Raw genomic sequence first — 16959 nt, 5'->3', positions numbered from 1 at the left:
CAACCTCCTGCTGTACGCTTTCACTTTCTTGACAGCGGTTTCGGGCTGAAAGGCCGCCGCGCTACGTTTCACGGGTACAAACCTTGTTGAATTCCTTGCTTGATTTCCTCGCGCACGGCGTGCTGCATTTCACGTGGTGGCAAATCCTGCTGTTCGCGGCGGTGGCCACTCACATCACGATCGTCGGCGTCACGGTGTATCTGCACCGTTGCCAGGCGCACCGTGCGCTCGAGCTGCACCCGATCATGAGTCACTTCTTCCGTTTCTGGCTGTGGATGACCACGGGCATGCTGACGGGTCAGTGGGCCGCGATTCACCGCAAGCACCACGCCAAATGCGAGACCGAGGAAGATCCGCACAGCCCGCAAACGCGCGGCATCTGGAAGGTGCTGCTCGAAGGCGCCGAACTCTATCGCGCCGAAGCGAAGAACGAAGAAACGCTGCGCCGTTTCAGCCACGGCACGCCCAACGACTGGATGGAGCGCAACGTCTACACGCGCTTCCCGATCCTCGGCGTGAGCATCATGATGGTGATCGACGTGGCACTGTTCGGTCTGGTCGGTCTTTCCGTCTGGGCCGTGCAGATGGCGTGGATCCCGTTCTGGGCCGCCGGCGTCGTGAACGGTCTCGGCCACTTCTGGGGCTATCGCAACTTCAATTCGTCGGACGCCAGCACGAACCTGTTCCCGCTCGGCATCATCATCGGCGGTGAAGAGCTGCACAACAATCACCACACCTTCGCCACCTCGGCGAAGCTGTCGAGCAAGTGGTACGAGTTCGACATCGGCTGGATGTACATCCGCATGATGCAGGCTGTCGGCCTCGCCAAGGTCAAGAAGGTCGCGCCCACGCCGCGTCTGACCAAGACCAAGCTGGTGCCGGACCACGAAACGCTGCAAGCCGTGCTGTCGAACCGCTATGAAGTGATGGCGCGTTACGCCACGGTCGTGAAGCAGGCATATCGCCAGGAGCTGGCGCATCTGAAGGAAGTCGGCGAGCGCGAGAAGTACAAGGTCATGCGCGGCGCGCGCAAGTGGTTCGACAAGGAAGAAGCCAGCCTGAACGAGCCGCAAAAGCGTCAACTGCCACAGATCTTCGCGAACAGCCAGAAGCTGCGCACGTTCATCGAACTGCGTAACGAACTCGCGGCCATCTGGGAACGTTCGAGCGCCTCGCGCGAACAACTGCTCACGCAGCTCCAGGATTGGTGCCATCGCGCCGAACAAAGCGGCATCAAGGCACTCCAGGAATTCGCGACGCGCCTGCGCCGCTACGCCTGATTTCGTGGATGGATACGCGCTCCCGGCCCATGCGGCCTGCGTGAGCGGCGGAAAAATCCATTAGAATTCAGGTACGTCACAAAACCCCGCGCTGGCGGGGTTTTTCTTTTTGGGCCGCGGAAAAACCGGTGCTTGGCGCGGGTTGCGTACCGTGGCGATCGGCAGGGCTGCAACTGGCATGGGGTCGGAACGAAAGCGAAAGCGCGCGTTCCGGCCGGTAGAGGAGATCATGAGTCAGGCAATCAGAGCGGTCGAGTACGACCGGCCGCAAGGCGCGGTGTGCAGCGTCGGGCAGGCGTGGGCGACGGTGCCCGATGCGCCGTCGGCGGCGGAGCGCGTTGCATTGAAGGAGCGCATTCGCGCGTTGCTCAAGCGCGAAAAGGCGGTGCTCGTCGCGCACTATTACGTCGATCCCGAATTGCAGGAGCTGGCGGACGAAACCGGCGGCTGCGTGGCCGATTCGCTCGAAATGGCGCGTTTCGGTCGCGATCACGATGCGCAGACGCTGGTCGTCGCGGGCGTGCGCTTCATGGGCGAGACCGCGAAGATCCTGAGCCCGAACAAGCGCATTCTCATGCCGGACCTCGACGCGACCTGCTCGCTCGACCTCGGCTGCCCCGTCGACGAATTTTCGGCGTTCTGCGACCAGCATCCCGACCGCACCGTGGTCGTGTACGCGAACACCAGCGCGGCCGTGAAGGCGCGCGCGGACTGGATGGTCACCTCGTCGATCGGCCTCGAAATCGTCGCCGATCTGCACGCGAAGGGCGAAAAGATCCTTTGGGCGCCCGACCGCCATCTGGGCAGCTACATCCAGAAGAAGACCGGCGCCGACATGCTGCTGTGGCAGGGCTCGTGCCTCGTGCACGACGAGTTCAAGGGCATCGAACTCGATCTGCTGCGCGCCGAATATCCGGACGCGAAGATTCTCGTGCACCCGGAATCGCCCGAAGGCGTGGTCGCGCTCGCGGATGTGGTCGGCTCGACCACGCAGCTGATCGACGCCGCCGTGAAGCTCGACGCACAGCGTTTCATCGTCGCGACCGATCTGGGCATTCTGCACAAGATGCGCCTCGCGGCGCCGGGCAAGACCTTCATCGAAGCGCCCACGGCCGGCAACAGCGCGACCTGCAAGAGCTGCGCGCATTGCCCGTGGATGGCGATGAACGGCCTCGCGAATCTCGCGGACGTGCTCGAACGCGGCCACAACGAAATTTTCGTCGATGCCGCCATCGGCGAGCGCGCGCGTCTGCCGATCGACCGCATGCTGGCGTTCGCGGCGGAGCACAAGCGCCGCGTGCAGGCGAGCGGCGATCTCGCGCGCGACGGCGCGCTGTTCTCGAACGTGGGAGCGGCTTGATGGGTGCACTGGAATTGCTGGCGGTGGACGCGGTGTCGTCCGTGTTGCCCGAGGTGCGTGCGCAGTACGGCGCGGCGTTCGACGCGGCGATTGCGCGCAATGTCGCGGATGCGCTGAACGAAGACGTCGGAACCGGCGACCAGACCGGCCGCCTCGTGCCCGCCGACGAAGTGCGCGACGCGCGCATCATCGTGCGCGAAGACGCGGTGCTGTGCGGCGTGCTGTGGTTCGACGCCGTGGTGAAGCAGGTCGACGCGCGCATCGACGTGCGCTGGCACTATCGCGAAGGCGAGCGCATGACGGCCGACTCGGTGGTGTGCTCGCTGCGCGGGCCGGCGCGCGCGCTGCTCACGGCCGAGCGCAACGCCATGAACTTTCTGCAGCTGCTGTCGGGCGTGGCGAGCGCGACGCGCCGTTACGTGGACGCCATCGCGCACACGCAAACGCGCATTCTCGACACGCGCAAGACGCTGCCGGGCCTGCGGCTCGCGCAGAAGTACGCGGTGCGCGTGGGCGGCGGCGCGAATCAGCGCCTCGCGCTGTACGACGGCATTCTGATCAAGGAAAACCATATCGCGGCGGCGGGCGGCGTGGGCGCGGCCATGGACGCGGCGCTCGCGCTGAACGCGGGCGTGCCCATCCAGATCGAAGTCGAAACGCTCGACCAGCTCGACACGGCGCTCGCGCACGGCGCGACCTCGGTGCTGCTCGACAACTTCTCGTTCGAGATGATGCGCGAGTCGGTCAAGCGCACGGCGGGGCGCGCGCTGCTCGAAGTCTCGGGCGGCGTGAACTTCGATTCGGTGCGCACGATTGCCGAAACCGGTGTCGATCGCGTGTCGATCGGTGCGCTTACGAAGGACGTGCGCGCGACCGACTACTCGATGCGGATCGTCTGAGCGCAATACATCACGCGCTTCCAGATGCAAAAAGGCCGCCTCGCGAGAGGCGGCCTTTTTTATTCGCGCGACGGTTTACGCGACGTTGCGATTGCGCACGCGCTCGGGTGCGAGCACGGTCGGCAGCGCCTTCGGCAGCGAGTTCGGCCAGTCGCGGCTGTAATGCAGACCACGGCTTTCGCGTCGCGAGCGCGCGCTCTCGACGATCAGCGAGGCCACTTCGACGAGGTTGCGCAGCTCCAGCAGATCGCGCGTCACGCGGAAATTCGCGTAGTACTCCTGGATTTCGTCGCGCAGCAGCGAAATGCGGTGTTGCGCGCGCTCCAGACGCTTGTCGGTGCGCACGATGCCGACGTAATTCCACATCAGGCGGCGTAGCTCGTCCCAGTTGTGCGCGACCACGACTTCTTCGTCGGAATCGGACACGCGGCTTTCGTCCCAGTCGGGCAGCGGGGCGTGCGCGGCCGCTTCGAAGCCTTCGGCTTCGATCGCTTCCGCCGCCGAGCGGCCGATCACCAGACATTCGAGCAGCGAGTTGGACGCGAGGCGGTTCGCGCCGTGCAGCCCCGTGTACGAGGTCTCGCCGACCGCGTAGAGGCCCGCGAGATCGGTGCGGCCCGCGAGGTCGGTGACCACGCCGCCGCAGGTGTAGTGCGCGGCGGGCACGACTGGAATCGGCTCTTTCGTGATGTCGATGCCGAACTCGCGGCAGCGCGCGAGGATGGTCGGGAAGTGCTCTTCGAGGAACGCGGGCGGCTGATGGCTGATGTCCAGATGCACGCAGTCGATGCCGTGCTTCTTGATCTCGAAGTCGATCGCGCGGGCCACGATGTCGCGCGGCGCGAGTTCGGCGCGCGCGTCGTGTTCGGGCATGAAACGCGTGCCGTCCGGCAGGCGCAGCACGCCGCCTTCGCCGCGTACGGCTTCGGAAATCAGGAACGACTTCGCGTGCGGGTGGAACAGGCAGGTCGGGTGGAACTGGATGAACTCCATGTTCGCCACGCGGCAACCGGCGCGCCAGGCCATCGCAATGCCGTCGCCGGTCGCGGTGTCGGGGTTCGTCGTGTAGAGATAGACCTTGCCCGCGCCGCCCGTCGCCAGCACCGTGTGCGGCGCCTGGATCGTGACCGTGCGGTCGTTCTTGAGGTCTAGCGCGTAGAGACCGTGGCAGCGGCGGCCCGGCAGGCCGAGACGATCCGAGGTGATCACGTCGATCGCCTGATGATCTTCGAGGATCGTGATGTTCGGATGCTGGCGCGCGCGTTCGAGCAGTGTTTGCACCACGGCGTGGCCGGTGGCGTCGGCGGCGTGAATGATGCGGCGATGGCTGTGGCCGCCTTCGCGCGTGAGATGGAAACCGAGCTCGGCGGCGGCGTCCTTCGTGAAGGGCACGTCCTGGCCGATCAGCCATTCGATCGCTTCGCGGCCATGCTCGACGATGTAGCGCGTGGCCGCCTCGTCGCACAGACCGCCGCCGGCGACCAGCGTGTCGTCGACGTGGTTTTCGACGCTGTCCGCCGAATCGAGCACCGCGGCGATGCCGCCTTGCGCGCGATCGCTCGCGCCTTCGGTCATCGCGCGTTTGGCGATGATCACCACGCGGCGCGTTTCGGCCAGATTCAGGGCCACGCTCAGTCCCGCCAGCCCGCTGCCGACGATCGCTACATCGAAATTCATGGTGCTGCTTCTCCGTCTCTCTTGTTCTGCGCTTTCTGCCGCCGCCGGCGGCGAGTGAAGCGGGAAGCATACTCCGATAGGGGAGCCGACGAAAAGCTACACCGTGTAGGTAGAGATCAAAAGATCGTTACGCGATGGTGAACAGAGACGCTGGAAAACAAAAAAGCCGCGACGAAAGCGGGGCAGAAATAACAAAGCCCCGCTCGAGAGCGGGGCTTTGAATGTCTTCGTCAGGCTCGGATCAAGATTTACTTGATCTTCGTTTCCTTGTACTCGACGTGCTTGCGAACAACCGGGTCGAACTTCTTGATCGACATTTTTTCCGGCATGTTGCGCTTGTTCTTCGTGGTCGTGTAGAAGTGACCCGTGCCTGCGGTCGACTCGAGCTTGATCTTGTCGCGGATACCCTTGGCCATGACTTACTCCTTACAGTTCGCCGCGTGCGCGCAGGTCTGCGAGCACGGAGTCGATGCCGTTCTTGTCGATCAGGCGCAGGCCTGCGTTCGAGATGCGCAGACGCACCCAACGGTTTTCGCTTTCAACCCAGAAACGGCGATTTTGCAGATTCGGGAGGAAACGGCGCTTGGTTTTGTTGTTAGCGTGGGAAACGTTGTTGCCGCTCATCGGCGCTTTCCCAGTGACTTGGCATACACGTGCCATGAGTACACTCCTACGGAAATTCTGAGTTCGAGAGCCGCTTAAGTTTCCCAGGCGAGAAATGGCCGGAATAAGAGCGCGCTCACGTATGGATGAGAGACAACCTCGAACCCAGGCCATATTTCCCCCGGAACGCCTTGACGGGCCTTCGGAACAGGGTTGGAAATAGGCAAACCGAGAGTCTAGCAGAAAAAGCCCAGGAAAATCAAACACGATTTGCAGATCATGTCGTGTGGATGCACGACGGTCGCGGCGCCGACGCCTTCCGCAAACACGCATAAAAGCGTGCCGGAACGCGCGCGGGTTGGGTGCGGCCAGGATGCGGGTTGGTCGTGCGTCGCGGCGTTCGGCGGCCCGCTTTCAGTCTAGTCCGTGGCGAGCAAAAGAAAACGTCTCCCGCGCGCCGATGATCATGTGATCGACGAGTTGCACTTCCACGAGCGCCAGCGTGTCGCGCAGCACCCGCGTGAGGCGGCGGTCGCTCGCACTCGGCTGGACTGCGCCGGACGGGTGGTTGTGGGCGACGATCAGGCTCGCGGCGTTGAGCATCAGCGCGCGCCGCACGATTTCACGCGGATACACCGCCATGTGCGTGAGCGATCCGCGCGCGATTTCCTCGTAGCGGATCAGGCGATGGCGCACGTCGAGAAAGAGGCAGACGAACACTTCCTGCGAGCGGCCGCCGATCATCAGGCGCAGATAGTCTTCGACCGCGCCGGGCGAGTCGACGAGCGGCTTTTCTTCCAGCTGCTCGGCGAGTGCACGCCGAGCCAGTTCGACCACGGCCATCAGGATGGCCGCCTTCGCCGGGCCGATGCCGCGCACGCTTTCGAATTCCTCGGGCGGCGCGTCGAGCATCGCGCGTAAGGATTTGAAGTGATCGAGCAGGGCGCGCGCCACGTCGAAGACGTTATGGCCCGGCAGACCCGAGCCGAGCAGCAGTGCAACCAGTTCCAGATCGGAGAGCGCCGCCGGACCGGCTTCGCGCAGCCGCTCGCGCGGCATGGCACGGCGCCTGGGCCTGGGCTCGTCGTTCCAGAGGGGCGTATCGCAGGCAATTTTCACCAATTGAATCTCCTCGTTGCGGACGTGGATGCCGCTTGCATGTGGCGTCCGTCCAGGAACTATGTGGCTTACAATGGGGCTTTTCCGCTCGCGCGCCCTCGCGCGACCGACCGGCGCCCGAGGGCGCGACCAGACGAAACGAGTACCGCATGAGCATCATCGATATTTCCGAGGTGAAACCGGGTTCCCACGTCACGCTGAATTACCGGCTTTCCCTCGCCGACGGCACCGAAATCGTCAACACGTTTGCCGACCGGCCCGCCACGCTGCTGCTGGGCGCCGGGCAGCTTGCGCCGCCGCTGGAAAACATTCTGCAAGGGTTGAAGGTCGGTCACCACTCCACCTTTCAGCTAGAACCGGGCATCGCCTTCGGTCAGCGCAACCCCGACTTGATCCAGCGCATTTCGCTCAAGACGCTGCGCGACAACGCCATGATTGGCGAGTCGTTCAATCCGGGCGATCTCATCGAATTCAACGCACCCGACGGCAACCGCTACGCGGGCGTGCTCAAGGAAGTGAACGAAACCTCCGCGCTGTTCGATTTCAACCATCCGCTCGCTGGCCAGGCGGTTGCGTTCGAAGTGCAAATCATCGGAATCCTGTAAAGCCCATGACCTCCACGGACACGTCTACTGTCGTCGACCGCGCTCAAATCGCCGAAGCCGAAATCCTGCTCGCGCAGCCGCGTGGCTTTTGCGCCGGCGTCGATCGCGCCATCGAGATCGTCGAGCGCGCCATCCAGATCCACGGCGCGCCCATCTATGTGCGCCACGAGATCGTCCACAACGCGTACGTGGTCGAGGACCTTCGCAAGAAAGGGGCGATCTTCATCGAGCAGCTCGATGAAGTGCCGTCCGGCAATACCGTCATCTTCAGCGCGCATGGCGTGTCGAAGGCCGTGCGCTCCGACGCCGAGGCGCGCGGGCTGCGCGTCTACGACGCCACCTGTCCGCTCGTGACCAAGGTGCACGTCGAAGTCGCGAAGATGCGCGATGAAGGCCTCGACATCGTGATGATCGGCCACAAGGGCCACCCGGAAGTCGAAGGCACGATGGGTCAGGCGCACGAAGGCATGTATCTCGTCGAGGACATCGCCGACGTCGAGGCGCTGTCGCTGCGCGATCCGGCGCGCGTCGCGTTCGTCACGCAGACCACGCTGTCCGTCGACGACGCCGCCGAGATCATCGAAGCGCTCAAGGCGCGCTTCCCGGGCATCCGCGAGCCGAAGAAGCAGGACATCTGCTACGCCACGCAAAACCGCCAGGACGCGGTGAAGTTCATGGCGCCGCAGTGCGACGTCGTGATCGTGGTCGGCAGCCCGAACAGCTCGAATTCGAATCGCCTGCGCGAAGTGGCCGAAAAGCGCGGCATCCCCGCCTATATGGTGGACGCGCCCGATCAGATCGATCCGGCCTGGCTCGAAGGCAAGCGCCGTATCGGCCTGACGGCCGGTGCGTCGGCGCCCGAAGCGCTCGCGCAGAAGATCATCCAGCGTCTGAACGAACTGGGCGTGCGCAACGTGCGCGCGCTCGAAGGCATCGAGGAAAACATCGCGTTTCCGCTGCCGCGCGGGCTCGGGCAGGTGGCCTGATCGCCGCGAGCGTCTGACTGTTCAGTCAGTCCGTTCATGAAGAAGCGCGCCTTTGGGCGCGCTTTTTTTATGCCTCGACGCCGCCGGCCGCCGCCCAAATAAATGGGGACCGATAAATAAAAGTGTGCGGTGAACCGCGTCGCTACGGCCGGTTGGACTAGGTGTTTTCGCTATGGGGCAGGGTCCGAACCGTCTATCTGACCCCGTTAAATCCTTGTCTCATTAAGTACTTTTCTGCGTGCGCACCAAATGCGTGCGCGAACTCCATCACTATTTAATTGTTCATCGTGGTGCAGCCGATGCCCGCCCGATAAGGCATCGCGCCTGGCCGTCACAACACTTGATGTTAGTTCTGCCGATTTTTGGTGCAACTGATGCACGAAAATACGGCGCAACCTAGGGTGCAACCGTTGTTGGGATGCTTTCTCGAAAATGGTTGCAATGCAGGAAAACCCTGCCGATTCAACAATATTGCCGCCTGCATAATTGGAGTTACAATGCGCGCGTTCTGAGGGCCGGACGTCTGCGCGAGGCCCATCAGGCAAGCATTTCGGAAGGCGCAGGAGACCTGTTTAATGCAAATCGAGTTTGCTGTTGCCGCAACTGTCGCGGCTGCGGTTGCGCCGCGCAAGGCGTGGCACATCCGCGGTGCACGACGGGGCAGGGGCGTGACATCGATGACCGTTGCACTCCCGGAGGAAGCTTGTCCGCGGTTGGGACACGACGATCAGAACGGCGGAGCGCACGGGGAAGCACGCGTCGCAACGCCGTCCGGGTCGGCAGACGCGCTCGTTGCACGCACGGCTGGCACACATGTTGCATGTGATAGCCGCGGCGCGAGAGCGGTTTTTGTCGCGGTCCGAAAGGTCCTGGCCCATGCTGCCGTAAACGGTGGCGAGGCAGAGATTCTCGGCCCGATCCAGGGAGTCATGGCGTATGGCGTTTGCGCAGCCGGCCGCAAGGCGGGCCGCGCACGCGTCGCAGCGAATGTGACAGGTAGTTGAACCCGACGGCACCGAACCATCCGACGGTGCCGTTTTTGCATCCGCTTCCGGCGAGCCTGCCGCTGCAACACAGCGACAACGCGAACCGGGTGTGGCCAACCGTTACCGGTCTTTTACTTCAGTACCCGAAAGTGTCGTTGCGGTTCCGTAAAACATCGCCCACCGGCCGATGACAGCGCGAATCCGGTCGCACGGGCTAAGGAGCATTAAATGGATATTTTCGTCCAGCAGATCCTGAATGGGCTGGTGCTTGGCAGCATCTACGCCATCATTGCACTGGGCTACACGATGGTGTACGGGATTTTGGGCATCATCAATTTCGCGCACGGCGACGTGCTCATGGTCGGCGCGATGGTGGCGCTCTCCGCGATTACGGTGCTGCAGAATCACTTCCCCGGCCTCGGGAACATCCCCACGCTGTGCATCGCGCTCGTGATCGCCGCCGTGGTCTGTGCGTTCGTCGGGTACACCATCGAACGGGTCGCCTACCGGCCGCTGCGCCGCGCGCCGCGTCTCGCGCCGCTGATCACCGCGATCGGCGTGTCGATCCTGCTGCAGACGCTCGCGATGATCATCTGGGGCCGCAATCCGCTGGCCTTCCCGCAGCTCATCTCGACCGATCCGATCAACGTCATCAAGCCGACCGAGACCGGCGTGGGCGCTGTGATCTCGCCGACTGAAATCGTGATCATCGTGGTCGCGTTCCTCGTGATGGCGGGCCTGCTGATCCTCGTGCACCGGACCAAGCTCGGCCGCGCAATGCGTGCGATCGCCGAAAACCCGGCTAACGCGAGCCTGATGGGCGTGAACCCGAACTTCGTGATTTCGGCGACCTTCATGATCGGCTCGGCGCTCGCGGCGCTGGCGGGCGTGATGATCGCCTCGGAATACGGCAACGCGCACTTCTACATGGGCTTCATCCCCGGCATGAAGGCCTTCACGGCCGCGGTGCTGGGCGGTATCGGCAATCTCGGCGGCGCGATGGTCGGCGGCGTGGTGCTCGGTCTGATCGAGCAGCTCGGCGCGGGTTACATCGGCAATCTGACCGGCGGGGTGTTCGGCAGTAACTATCAGGACGTGTTCGCATTCGTCGTGCTGATCGTGGTGCTCGTGTTCCGTCCGTCGGGGCTGCTGGGCGAACGTGTCGCGGATCGCGCATAAGAGGGAGTAGATCAACATGACTTCAATTCAACCGATCGAGCCGTCGACGACGCTCATCCCCGAGAAGAACACGACGCGCACGTACGCGATCGGCATCGTGACCGCGATCGTCGTGGCCGCGCTGCCGTTCGTGGTGGGCGCAACGGGCGGCAACTACTGGGTGCGCGTGCTCGACTTCGCGATGCTCTACGTGATGCTCGCGCTGGGCCTGAACGTGGTGGTGGGTTTCGCCGGTCTGCTGGACCTGGGCTATATCGCGTTCTACGCGGTGGGCGCCTACACGGCCGCGCTGCTGACGTCGCCGCACCTGACCTCGCAGTTCGCGTGGATCGCCAGCATGTTCCCGGGCGGCCTGCATACGCCGTACTGGATCGTGATTCCGTGCGCGATGGCGTTCGCGGCGATCGCGGGCATTCTGCTCGGCGCGCCGACGCTGCGTCTGCGCGGCGACTACCTCGCGATCGTGACGCTGGGCTTCGGGGAAATCGTTCGTATCTTCATGAACAACCTCGACCGTCCGGTGAACATCACCAACGGCCCGCAGGGCATCACGGGCGTGGCGCCGCTGCAGGTGTTCGGCTTCAACCTGGCGCAGCCGCACGAGGTCCTCGGCTTCACGTTCACGTCGGTCTATATGTATTACTACGCCTTCGTGATCTGCGCGCTGCTCGTGATCTGGGTGTGTACGCGTCTGCAGCACTCGCGTATCGGCCGCGCCTGGGCCGCGATCCGCGAAGACGAAATCGCCGCCAAGGCCATGGGCATCAACACGCGTAACGTGAAGCTGCTGGCGTTCGCGATGGGCGCGTCGTTCGGCGGCCTGTCGGGCGCGATGTTCGGTGCGTTCCAGGGCTTCGTGTCGCCGGAATCGTTCACGTTCTGGGAATCGGTCGTGGTGCTCGCCTGCGTGGTGCTCGGCGGCATGGGCCACATCCCCGGCGTGATTCTCGGCGCTGTGCTGCTCGCGATTTTCCCCGAGTTCCTGCGCTCGACGATGGGCCCGCTCCAGCACATGCTGTTCGGCCATGAAATCGTCGATACGGAAGTGATTCGCCAGCTGCTTTACGGTCTCGCCATGGTCGTGATCATGCTGTATCGCTCGGAAGGCCTGTGGCCGTCGCCGAAGCACGAAGACAAGATCGCGAAGATCGCCCGACGCGGCAGCAAGAAGCCGGTGCGCGCCTGATTGCGAACAGGAGAGGAACAGAACATGAGCAATAAATCCATCCGCCTGTCCGTGAAGGGCGTGAACAAGCGCTTCGGCGGCCTGCAGGCGCTCTCCGACGTGGGCCTGCAAATCGAGGAAGGCACGATCTACGGTCTGATCGGCCCGAACGGCGCGGGCAAGACCACGTTCTTCAACGTGATCACCGGTCTCTACACGCCCGATTCGGGCGAGTTCAAGCTCGACGGCGAAGCCTATACGCCGACCGCCGTCTATCAGGTGGCGAAGGCGGGCATCGCGCGCACCTTCCAGAACATCCGTCTGTTCGGCGGCATGACGGCGCTCGAAAACGTGATGGTCGGCCGTCACGTGCGCACGAAGCACGGCCTGCTGGGCGCGGTGTTCCAGACGCCTTCGGAGCGCAAGGAAGAACGCGAGATCAAGGAACGCGCGCTCGAACTGCTCGAATACGTGGGCATCGCGCAATACGCGGACTACACGTCGCGCAATCTCTCGTACGGCCACCAGCGCCGTCTGGAAATCGCGCGCGCGCTCGCGACCGATCCGAAGCTGCTCGCGCTCGACGAGCCGGCGGCCGGCATGAACGCGACCGAGAAGGTCGAACTCACGCGCCTGCTCGACAAGATCCGCGCCGATGGCAAGACCATCCTGCTGATCGAGCACGACGTGAAACTGGTGATGGGCCTGTGCAACCGGATGACAGTGCTCGATTATGGCAAGGTGATCGCCGAGGGTCTGCCGCAAGACGTGCAGAAGGATCCGAAGGTGATCGAGGCGTATCTGGGTGCGGGGGTTCACTGATGTCTACACCGGTTCTGAAAATCAAGGGCCTGCAGGTCAACTACGGCGGCATTCAGGCGGTCAAGGGCGTGGACATGGAAGTCCGCGCGGGCGAGCTGGTCACGCTGATCGGCGCGAACGGCGCGGGCAAGACCACGACGATGAAGGCCATCACCGGTCTGAAGCCGTACGCGTCGGGCGACATCGAGTACATGGGCCAGTCGATCAAGGGCGTGCCCGCGTATGAACTGCTCAAGCGCGGCCTCGCGATGGTGCCGGAAGGCCGCGGCATCTTCGCGCGCATGTCGATCCTCGAAAACATGCAGATGGGCGCGTACCTGCGCAACGACAAGGACGGCATCCAGAAGGACGTCGAGCGCATGTTCGGCTTCTTCCCGCGCCTGAAGGAACGCGCCACGCAGCTCGCGGGCACGCTCTCGGGCGGCGAGCAGCAGATGCTGGCGATGGCGCGCGCGATCATCAGCCGTCCGAAGCTGCTGTTGCTCGACGAGCCGTCGATGGGTCTGTCGCCGATCATGGTCGAGAAGATCTTCGAAGTGGTGCGCACGATCTCGTCGGAAGGCATCACGGTGCTGCTGGTCGAGCAGAACGCGCGTCTCGCGCTGCAGGCGGCGAATCGCGGCTACGTGATGGACTCCGGTCTCGTGACGATGGAAGGCGAAGCCAAGCAGATGCTCGACGATCCGAAGGTGCGCGCAGCGTATCTCGGCGAATAAGTGAGCGAGTGAACGAACGCGCTCCTCGCGGGCGCCGATAAGACAAAAGCCGCATGGGTTGCAAAACCCATGCGGCTTTTTCATTGTGCCGAAGGCAGTCCTGACGGCGACCTCGGCAGCACTCAGGCGAGCGCTTCGGACTCCTGCACGGCAAGACGCTTGCCGAGACTGATCACGGCGTCGGCGCGATAGCCGAGGCGGTCGTAGAACGCGAGCACCTCGGGCTTGTCGGTGAGCACCTGGAGGTTGAGCTTCAGGCAGCCCATCGCGGCCAGCGCGCTTTCGGCGTGCCGCACGAGCCGCGTGCCGAGGCCCAGACGACGCGCCTCGGGCGCGACCGCGACCGAATACAGCCAGCCGCGATGTCCGTCGTAACCCGCCATCGCCGAGCCGACGAGCGTGCCGTCATTCTCGCCGTCGCGCCGGATGGCCACGAAGAACAGTTCCGGCTGCGTGCCGAGCTTGTTCGCGATCGAGCGGCGCGGATCGCGATGCGGACGGCTCGCATCGTTGTACTCGGGAAACGCCTCGCGCCAGAGCGCGAGCACCGCTTCGGTGTCGGCTTCGGCGAAGGCGCGGATCGTGACGGTCATCGCATGGGCTCCGTGCTGGGCTGCGTGTGCTTACAGCGAGTCGAGGATGGTGCGCAGCATCGCCATCATCTGGTCGATTTCCTCGGTCGTCACGTTCAGCGCCGGCATGAAGCGCAGCAGGTTCGGGCGCGCCGCGTTCAGCAGCAGGCCGTCGGGCTGCATGTCGCGCGCCTTGTCGACGATCGCCGGGCCGATGTCCTTGCCGAGCATCAGCGCGCGCAGCAGACCTTCGCCGCGCTCGCCCTCGAAGCCGCGTTCGGCCGACAGTTCGAGCAGCTTTTCACGCAGATATTCGCCGCGCGCGCGCACGCCTTCGAGGAAGCCCGGCGCGACCAGTTGCGAGATCACCGAGTAGCCGGCGGCCGTCATCACCGGGTTGCCGTTGTAGGTGCCGCCCTGATCGCCGGCTTCGAACACGCAGACGTCCTTTTTCGCGAGCAGCGCCGCGAGCGGCACGCCGCCGCCGATGCCCTTGCCGAGCGTCATGATGTCCGGCTCGATGTTCGACAGTTCGTAGGCGAACAGCGTGCCCGCGCGGCCGCAGCCTGTCTGCACTTCATCGACGATCAGCAGGATGCCGTGCTTCTGCGTGAGCGCGCGCAGCTGCTGCATGAATTCGCGCGTGGCGGGAATCACGCCGCCTTCGCCCTGGATCGGCTCGAGCATCACGGCGACGGTCTTCGCGTTGATGAGCTTCTCGACCGAGGCGATGTCGTTCAGATCGGCCTTCGGGAAACCCGGCACCTGCGGTGCGTAGATCGTGTCCCAGCCCGGCTTGCCGCTCGCCGACATCGTCGCGATCGTGCGGCCGTGGAAGCTGTGATCGAACGTGATGATCTCGAACGCGCCGTCGCGATGCTTCTTGCCCCACTTGCGCGCGAGCTTGATCGCGCCTTCGTTGGCTTCCGCGCCGCTGTTCGCGAAGAACACCTTGTCGAAGCAGCTATGCTCGGTGAGCAGACCCGCGAGGCGCGCCATCGGCTCGTTGTAGAAGGCCGGCGACGGATTGATGAGCAGGCGCGCCTGCTTGTCCATCGCTTCGATCATGCCGTCGTTGCAGTGGCCGAGGCTGTTGACCGCCCAGCCCTGAATGAAGTCGAGATAGCGCTTGCCTTCGTTGTCGTAGAGCCACGACCCCTTGCCATGCGTGAAAACGATTTCGGGCCGGTTGGTGATGTACATCAGCGACTCGATCGGGTACTCGGAAAAATTCATGGCAACGGGCTCCGCGCTGGGGCTGCAAAAAGGGTTGAGAACAGGTGAATGGAACGGCAGAAAAACAAAAAGCCACGGACTGGCCGTGGCTTTCGTGATTCGAACTTTCCTGTGCGTTGAACGATGCAACGCGCGTCCGTAACTAAGCCAGGCCCTAAAGGTGGGGCGAGCGGCGACGTCGGAGAGCGGACAGGAGGCGGTTCATGGGCGCAAGAATACGACAAGCCGAACGGCGATGTAAACCATCAATGTGCCGAATCTCGCCGATCGGCCGAAGAATTTTTCGTGACGGCGGCCGCGGCGGCGGGGCGCCGGACCCGCGGGATTGGGCCGGATTGCGCGGAATTGCGCGCGCAACGAGCCGTTACGCGCGCATCGGCAGGCTTTTAGACCGGATTCGCGAGGTCGGCGGCGCTCGTGAACGAGTCCGCGTAGAACTCGTCTTCGGGCAGGCCGTGATGCTGCGTGAAATCGCGCTGCGCCGACTCGACCATCACCGGCGCGCCGCACGCGTAGACCTGATGGCCGGACAGATCGGCCAGATCCTCGATCACGGCGCGGTGCACGAAGCCCGTGCGGCCGGTCCAGGCGTCCTCTGCGGCGGGCTCGGAGAGCACCGGCACGAAGCGGAAGTTCGGGATGTCCTTCGCCCACTGCTCGGCGAGTTCCAGCAGATACAGGTCCTTCTTCTGGCGCGCGCCCCAGTAGAGCGTCATCGGGCGGTTCAGGTTCTTGTGAACCGCGTGCTCGACGATCGCCTTGAGCGGCGCGAAGCCGGTGCCCGACGCGAGCAGCACGATGGGCTTGTCGGAGTCCTCGCGCAGGAAGAAGGTGCCGAGCGGCGCTTCGAAGCGCAGGATGTCGCGCTCCTTCATCTGCGTGAAGACGTGGTCGGTGAACTTGCCGCCGGGCATGTGGCGGATGTGCAGTTCGAGCGGACCTTCCTCGTGCGGAGCGCTCGCCATCGAGTAGCAGCGGCGCGTGCCGTCCTTGAGGATGAATTCGAGGTACTGGCCGGCCAGATACTGAAGGCGCTCGTTGGCGGGCAGTTGCAGCTTGAGCACGACGACGTCGTCGGCCTTGCGCTCGATCGCGGCGATGCGGGTGGGCAGCTTGCGCACCTGCATGTCGCCGACGCCCGCCACTTCGCGGATGTCGATTTCGAGGTCGGTCTGCGCCGTCGCGCAGCAGAACAGCGCCATGCCGCGCGTGCGCTCGTCATTCGACAGCGCCGACGCCGCATGCGCGCGCTGCTCGACGTCGCCGCTGCAGACCGTGCCCTTGCACGAGCCGCAGGCGCCGTTCTTGCAGCCATAGGGCAAGCCGACGCCCTGACGCAGCGCCGCGTTGAGGATGGGTTCGTCGGGTTCGACCTGGAAGGTCCGGCCGCTTTGCTTGAGCGTTACGTTGAATGCCATGTTCGAGAAAGCCAGTCTGTGATCGGTAATCCGGAGCGTGGGGTGGGGCGGTGCCCTCGCATCCGTGCCTCGGCGGCTAAAATGGTTCCACCATGATTGCCACACGAAATCTGCGCCGTGCGCGCATTCTCATCGTCGGCAGCGGCGACGTCGGTCTGCGCTGCGTCGACCAGTTGCGTGCGCGGCCCGCGCGTCCGCATGTGTTCGCGCTCGCGCGTCGTGCCGAGCGCGCCGACATCCTGCGTGCCGCGGGTGCCACGCCCGTGGCGGGCGACCTGGACGCACGCGCGAGTCTTGCGCGCCTTGCCGGGCTGGCGGACGTCGTGCTGCACCTCG

The 16959-nt window shown here is 64.2% G+C and carries 17 protein-coding genes; 10 read left to right on the top strand and 7 right to left on the bottom strand.

The window, feature by feature from the left end:
- Positions 1-83 precede the first annotated feature (83 nt).
- From G3N97_RS16735 to nadC, 3 genes are all read left to right on the top strand, one after another.
- Positions 84-1280: an acyl-CoA desaturase gene (locus G3N97_RS16735; protein ID WP_065065186.1), complete on the top strand. Its 1197-nt coding sequence runs from the start codon at positions 84-86 to the stop codon at positions 1278-1280.
- 229 nt (positions 1281-1509) lie between these two features.
- The gene (gene nadA, locus G3N97_RS16730; protein ID WP_205994233.1) at positions 1510-2640 is read left to right on the top strand and encodes a quinolinate synthase NadA; all 1131 of its coding nucleotides are present in this window, start codon (positions 1510-1512) and stop codon (positions 2638-2640) included.
- Positions 2640-3539, top strand: coding sequence for a carboxylating nicotinate-nucleotide diphosphorylase (nadC, locus tag G3N97_RS16725; protein ID WP_205994232.1), 900 nt, complete (start codon positions 2640-2642; stop codon positions 3537-3539). Before nadA ends, nadC begins: the two co-directional genes overlap by 1 nt.
- Positions 3540-3614: 75 nt before the next feature.
- Here the strand turns inward: nadC and nadB are convergent, their stop codons facing one another.
- The 4 genes from nadB to radC all read right to left on the bottom strand — a co-directional run bounded on the left by nadB (position 3615) and on the right by radC (position 6938).
- Positions 3615-5216: an L-aspartate oxidase gene (gene nadB / locus G3N97_RS16720; protein ID WP_065058116.1), complete on the bottom strand. Its 1602-nt coding sequence runs from the start codon at positions 5214-5216 to the stop codon at positions 3615-3617.
- Positions 5217-5464: 248 nt separating this feature from the next.
- On the bottom strand, positions 5465-5632 hold the full coding sequence (gene rpmG, locus G3N97_RS16715) for a 50S ribosomal protein L33 (RefSeq protein ID WP_027817504.1): 168 nt from the start codon (positions 5630-5632) through the stop codon (positions 5465-5467).
- Positions 5633-5642: 10 nt separating this feature from the next.
- Positions 5643-5876, bottom strand: coding sequence for a 50S ribosomal protein L28 (gene rpmB, locus G3N97_RS16710; protein ID WP_027794135.1), 234 nt, complete (start codon positions 5874-5876; stop codon positions 5643-5645).
- A 357-nt stretch (positions 5877-6233) separates the two neighbouring features.
- The gene (gene radC / locus G3N97_RS16705) at positions 6234-6938 is read right to left on the bottom strand and encodes a DNA repair protein RadC (RefSeq protein ID WP_346778076.1); all 705 of its coding nucleotides are present in this window, start codon (positions 6936-6938) and stop codon (positions 6234-6236) included.
- A gap of 149 nt (positions 6939-7087) precedes the next feature.
- Between radC and G3N97_RS16700 the strand changes: the two genes are divergently transcribed.
- The 6 genes from G3N97_RS16700 (at position 7088) to G3N97_RS16675 (ending at position 13397) form a co-directional block, all read left to right on the top strand.
- A complete protein-coding gene (locus G3N97_RS16700; protein ID WP_065058298.1) occupies positions 7088-7543 on the top strand; it encodes a peptidylprolyl isomerase in 456 nt (151 codons plus the stop codon).
- 5 nt (positions 7544-7548) lie between these two features.
- Positions 7549-8529 carry a 4-hydroxy-3-methylbut-2-enyl diphosphate reductase gene (gene ispH / locus G3N97_RS16695; protein ID WP_205994230.1) on the top strand — a complete coding sequence of 327 codons (981 nt, stop codon included), beginning with the start codon at positions 7549-7551 and terminating at the stop codon, positions 8527-8529.
- Between the two features lie 1214 nt (positions 8530-9743).
- The gene (locus G3N97_RS16690; protein ID WP_205994229.1) at positions 9744-10694 is read left to right on the top strand and encodes a branched-chain amino acid ABC transporter permease; all 951 of its coding nucleotides are present in this window, start codon (positions 9744-9746) and stop codon (positions 10692-10694) included.
- A 16-nt stretch (positions 10695-10710) separates the two neighbouring features.
- A complete protein-coding gene (locus G3N97_RS16685) occupies positions 10711-11880 on the top strand; it encodes an ABC transporter ATP-binding protein (RefSeq protein ID WP_205994228.1) in 1170 nt (389 codons plus the stop codon).
- 24 nt (positions 11881-11904) lie between these two features.
- On the top strand, positions 11905-12681 hold the full coding sequence (locus G3N97_RS16680) for an ABC transporter ATP-binding protein (RefSeq protein ID WP_065058120.1): 777 nt from the start codon (positions 11905-11907) through the stop codon (positions 12679-12681).
- On the top strand, positions 12681-13397 hold the full coding sequence (locus G3N97_RS16675; protein ID WP_065058121.1) for an ABC transporter ATP-binding protein: 717 nt from the start codon (positions 12681-12683) through the stop codon (positions 13395-13397). The genes G3N97_RS16680 and G3N97_RS16675 overlap by 1 nt, the downstream gene beginning before the upstream one ends.
- Positions 13398-13519: 122 nt before the next feature.
- On the opposite strand, the gene G3N97_RS16670 is transcribed toward G3N97_RS16675, so the two are convergent.
- The 3 genes from G3N97_RS16670 to G3N97_RS16660 all read right to left on the bottom strand — a co-directional run bounded on the left by G3N97_RS16670 (position 13520) and on the right by G3N97_RS16660 (position 16623).
- Entirely contained in the window at positions 13520-13990 is a 471-nt protein-coding gene (locus G3N97_RS16670) for a GNAT family acetyltransferase (RefSeq protein ID WP_205994227.1), read from the bottom strand.
- A gap of 30 nt (positions 13991-14020) precedes the next feature.
- Positions 14021-15205 (bottom strand): acetylornithine transaminase, encoded by a 1185-nt coding sequence (locus G3N97_RS16665; protein ID WP_065058123.1) that lies wholly within the window; start codon positions 15203-15205, stop codon positions 14021-14023.
- 386 nt (positions 15206-15591) lie between these two features.
- Positions 15592-16623, bottom strand: a complete 1032-nt coding sequence (locus tag G3N97_RS16660) for a CDP-6-deoxy-delta-3,4-glucoseen reductase (RefSeq protein WP_205994226.1) — start codon at positions 16621-16623, stop codon at positions 15592-15594.
- A gap of 92 nt (positions 16624-16715) precedes the next feature.
- On the opposite strand from G3N97_RS16660, the gene G3N97_RS16655 reads away from it, so the two are divergent.
- The coding region (locus G3N97_RS16655; RefSeq protein ID WP_205994225.1) for an NAD(P)H-binding protein at positions 16716-16959 on the top strand (244 nt) is incomplete at its 3' end.

This window comes from Paraburkholderia sp. Ac-20347 (assembly GCF_017104805.1).
GTDB classification, from domain to species: Bacteria; Pseudomonadota; Gammaproteobacteria; order Burkholderiales; family Burkholderiaceae; genus Paraburkholderia; species Paraburkholderia tropica.
The sequence above is the reverse complement of the archived record's forward strand: the minus strand, read 5'-3'. Positions and strand labels throughout refer to the sequence as shown.

What these genes read in the sequence shown, in the direction of transcription:
- G3N97_RS16670 (WP_205994227.1), bottom strand. Translation starts at nt 13,990, where the DNA reads ATGACCGTCACGATCCGCGCCTTCGCCGAAGCCGACACCGAAGCGGTG.
- nadB (WP_065058116.1), bottom strand. Translation starts at nt 5,216, where the DNA reads ATGAATTTCGATGTAGCGATCGTCGGCAGCGGGCTGGCGGGACTGAGC.
- G3N97_RS16685 (WP_205994228.1), top strand. Translation starts at nt 10,711, where the DNA reads ATGACTTCAATTCAACCGATCGAGCCGTCGACGACGCTCATCCCCGAG.
- G3N97_RS16690 (WP_205994229.1), top strand. Translation starts at nt 9,744, where the DNA reads ATGGATATTTTCGTCCAGCAGATCCTGAATGGGCTGGTGCTTGGCAGC.
- G3N97_RS16700 (WP_065058298.1), top strand. Translation starts at nt 7,088, where the DNA reads ATGAGCATCATCGATATTTCCGAGGTGAAACCGGGTTCCCACGTCACG.
- G3N97_RS16665 (WP_065058123.1), bottom strand. Translation starts at nt 15,205, where the DNA reads ATGAATTTTTCCGAGTACCCGATCGAGTCGCTGATGTACATCACCAAC.
- nadC (WP_205994232.1), top strand. Translation starts at nt 2,640, where the DNA reads ATGGGTGCACTGGAATTGCTGGCGGTGGACGCGGTGTCGTCCGTGTTG.
- rpmG (WP_027817504.1), bottom strand. Translation starts at nt 5,632, where the DNA reads ATGGCCAAGGGTATCCGCGACAAGATCAAGCTCGAGTCGACCGCAGGC.
- rpmB (WP_027794135.1), bottom strand. Translation starts at nt 5,876, where the DNA reads ATGGCACGTGTATGCCAAGTCACTGGGAAAGCGCCGATGAGCGGCAAC.
- G3N97_RS16675 (WP_065058121.1), top strand. Translation starts at nt 12,681, where the DNA reads ATGTCTACACCGGTTCTGAAAATCAAGGGCCTGCAGGTCAACTACGGC.
- ispH (WP_205994230.1), top strand. Translation starts at nt 7,549, where the DNA reads ATGACCTCCACGGACACGTCTACTGTCGTCGACCGCGCTCAAATCGCC.
- G3N97_RS16660 (WP_205994226.1), bottom strand. Translation starts at nt 16,623, where the DNA reads ATGGCATTCAACGTAACGCTCAAGCAAAGCGGCCGGACCTTCCAGGTC.
- G3N97_RS16680 (WP_065058120.1), top strand. Translation starts at nt 11,905, where the DNA reads ATGAGCAATAAATCCATCCGCCTGTCCGTGAAGGGCGTGAACAAGCGC.
- nadA (WP_205994233.1), top strand. Translation starts at nt 1,510, where the DNA reads ATGAGTCAGGCAATCAGAGCGGTCGAGTACGACCGGCCGCAAGGCGCG.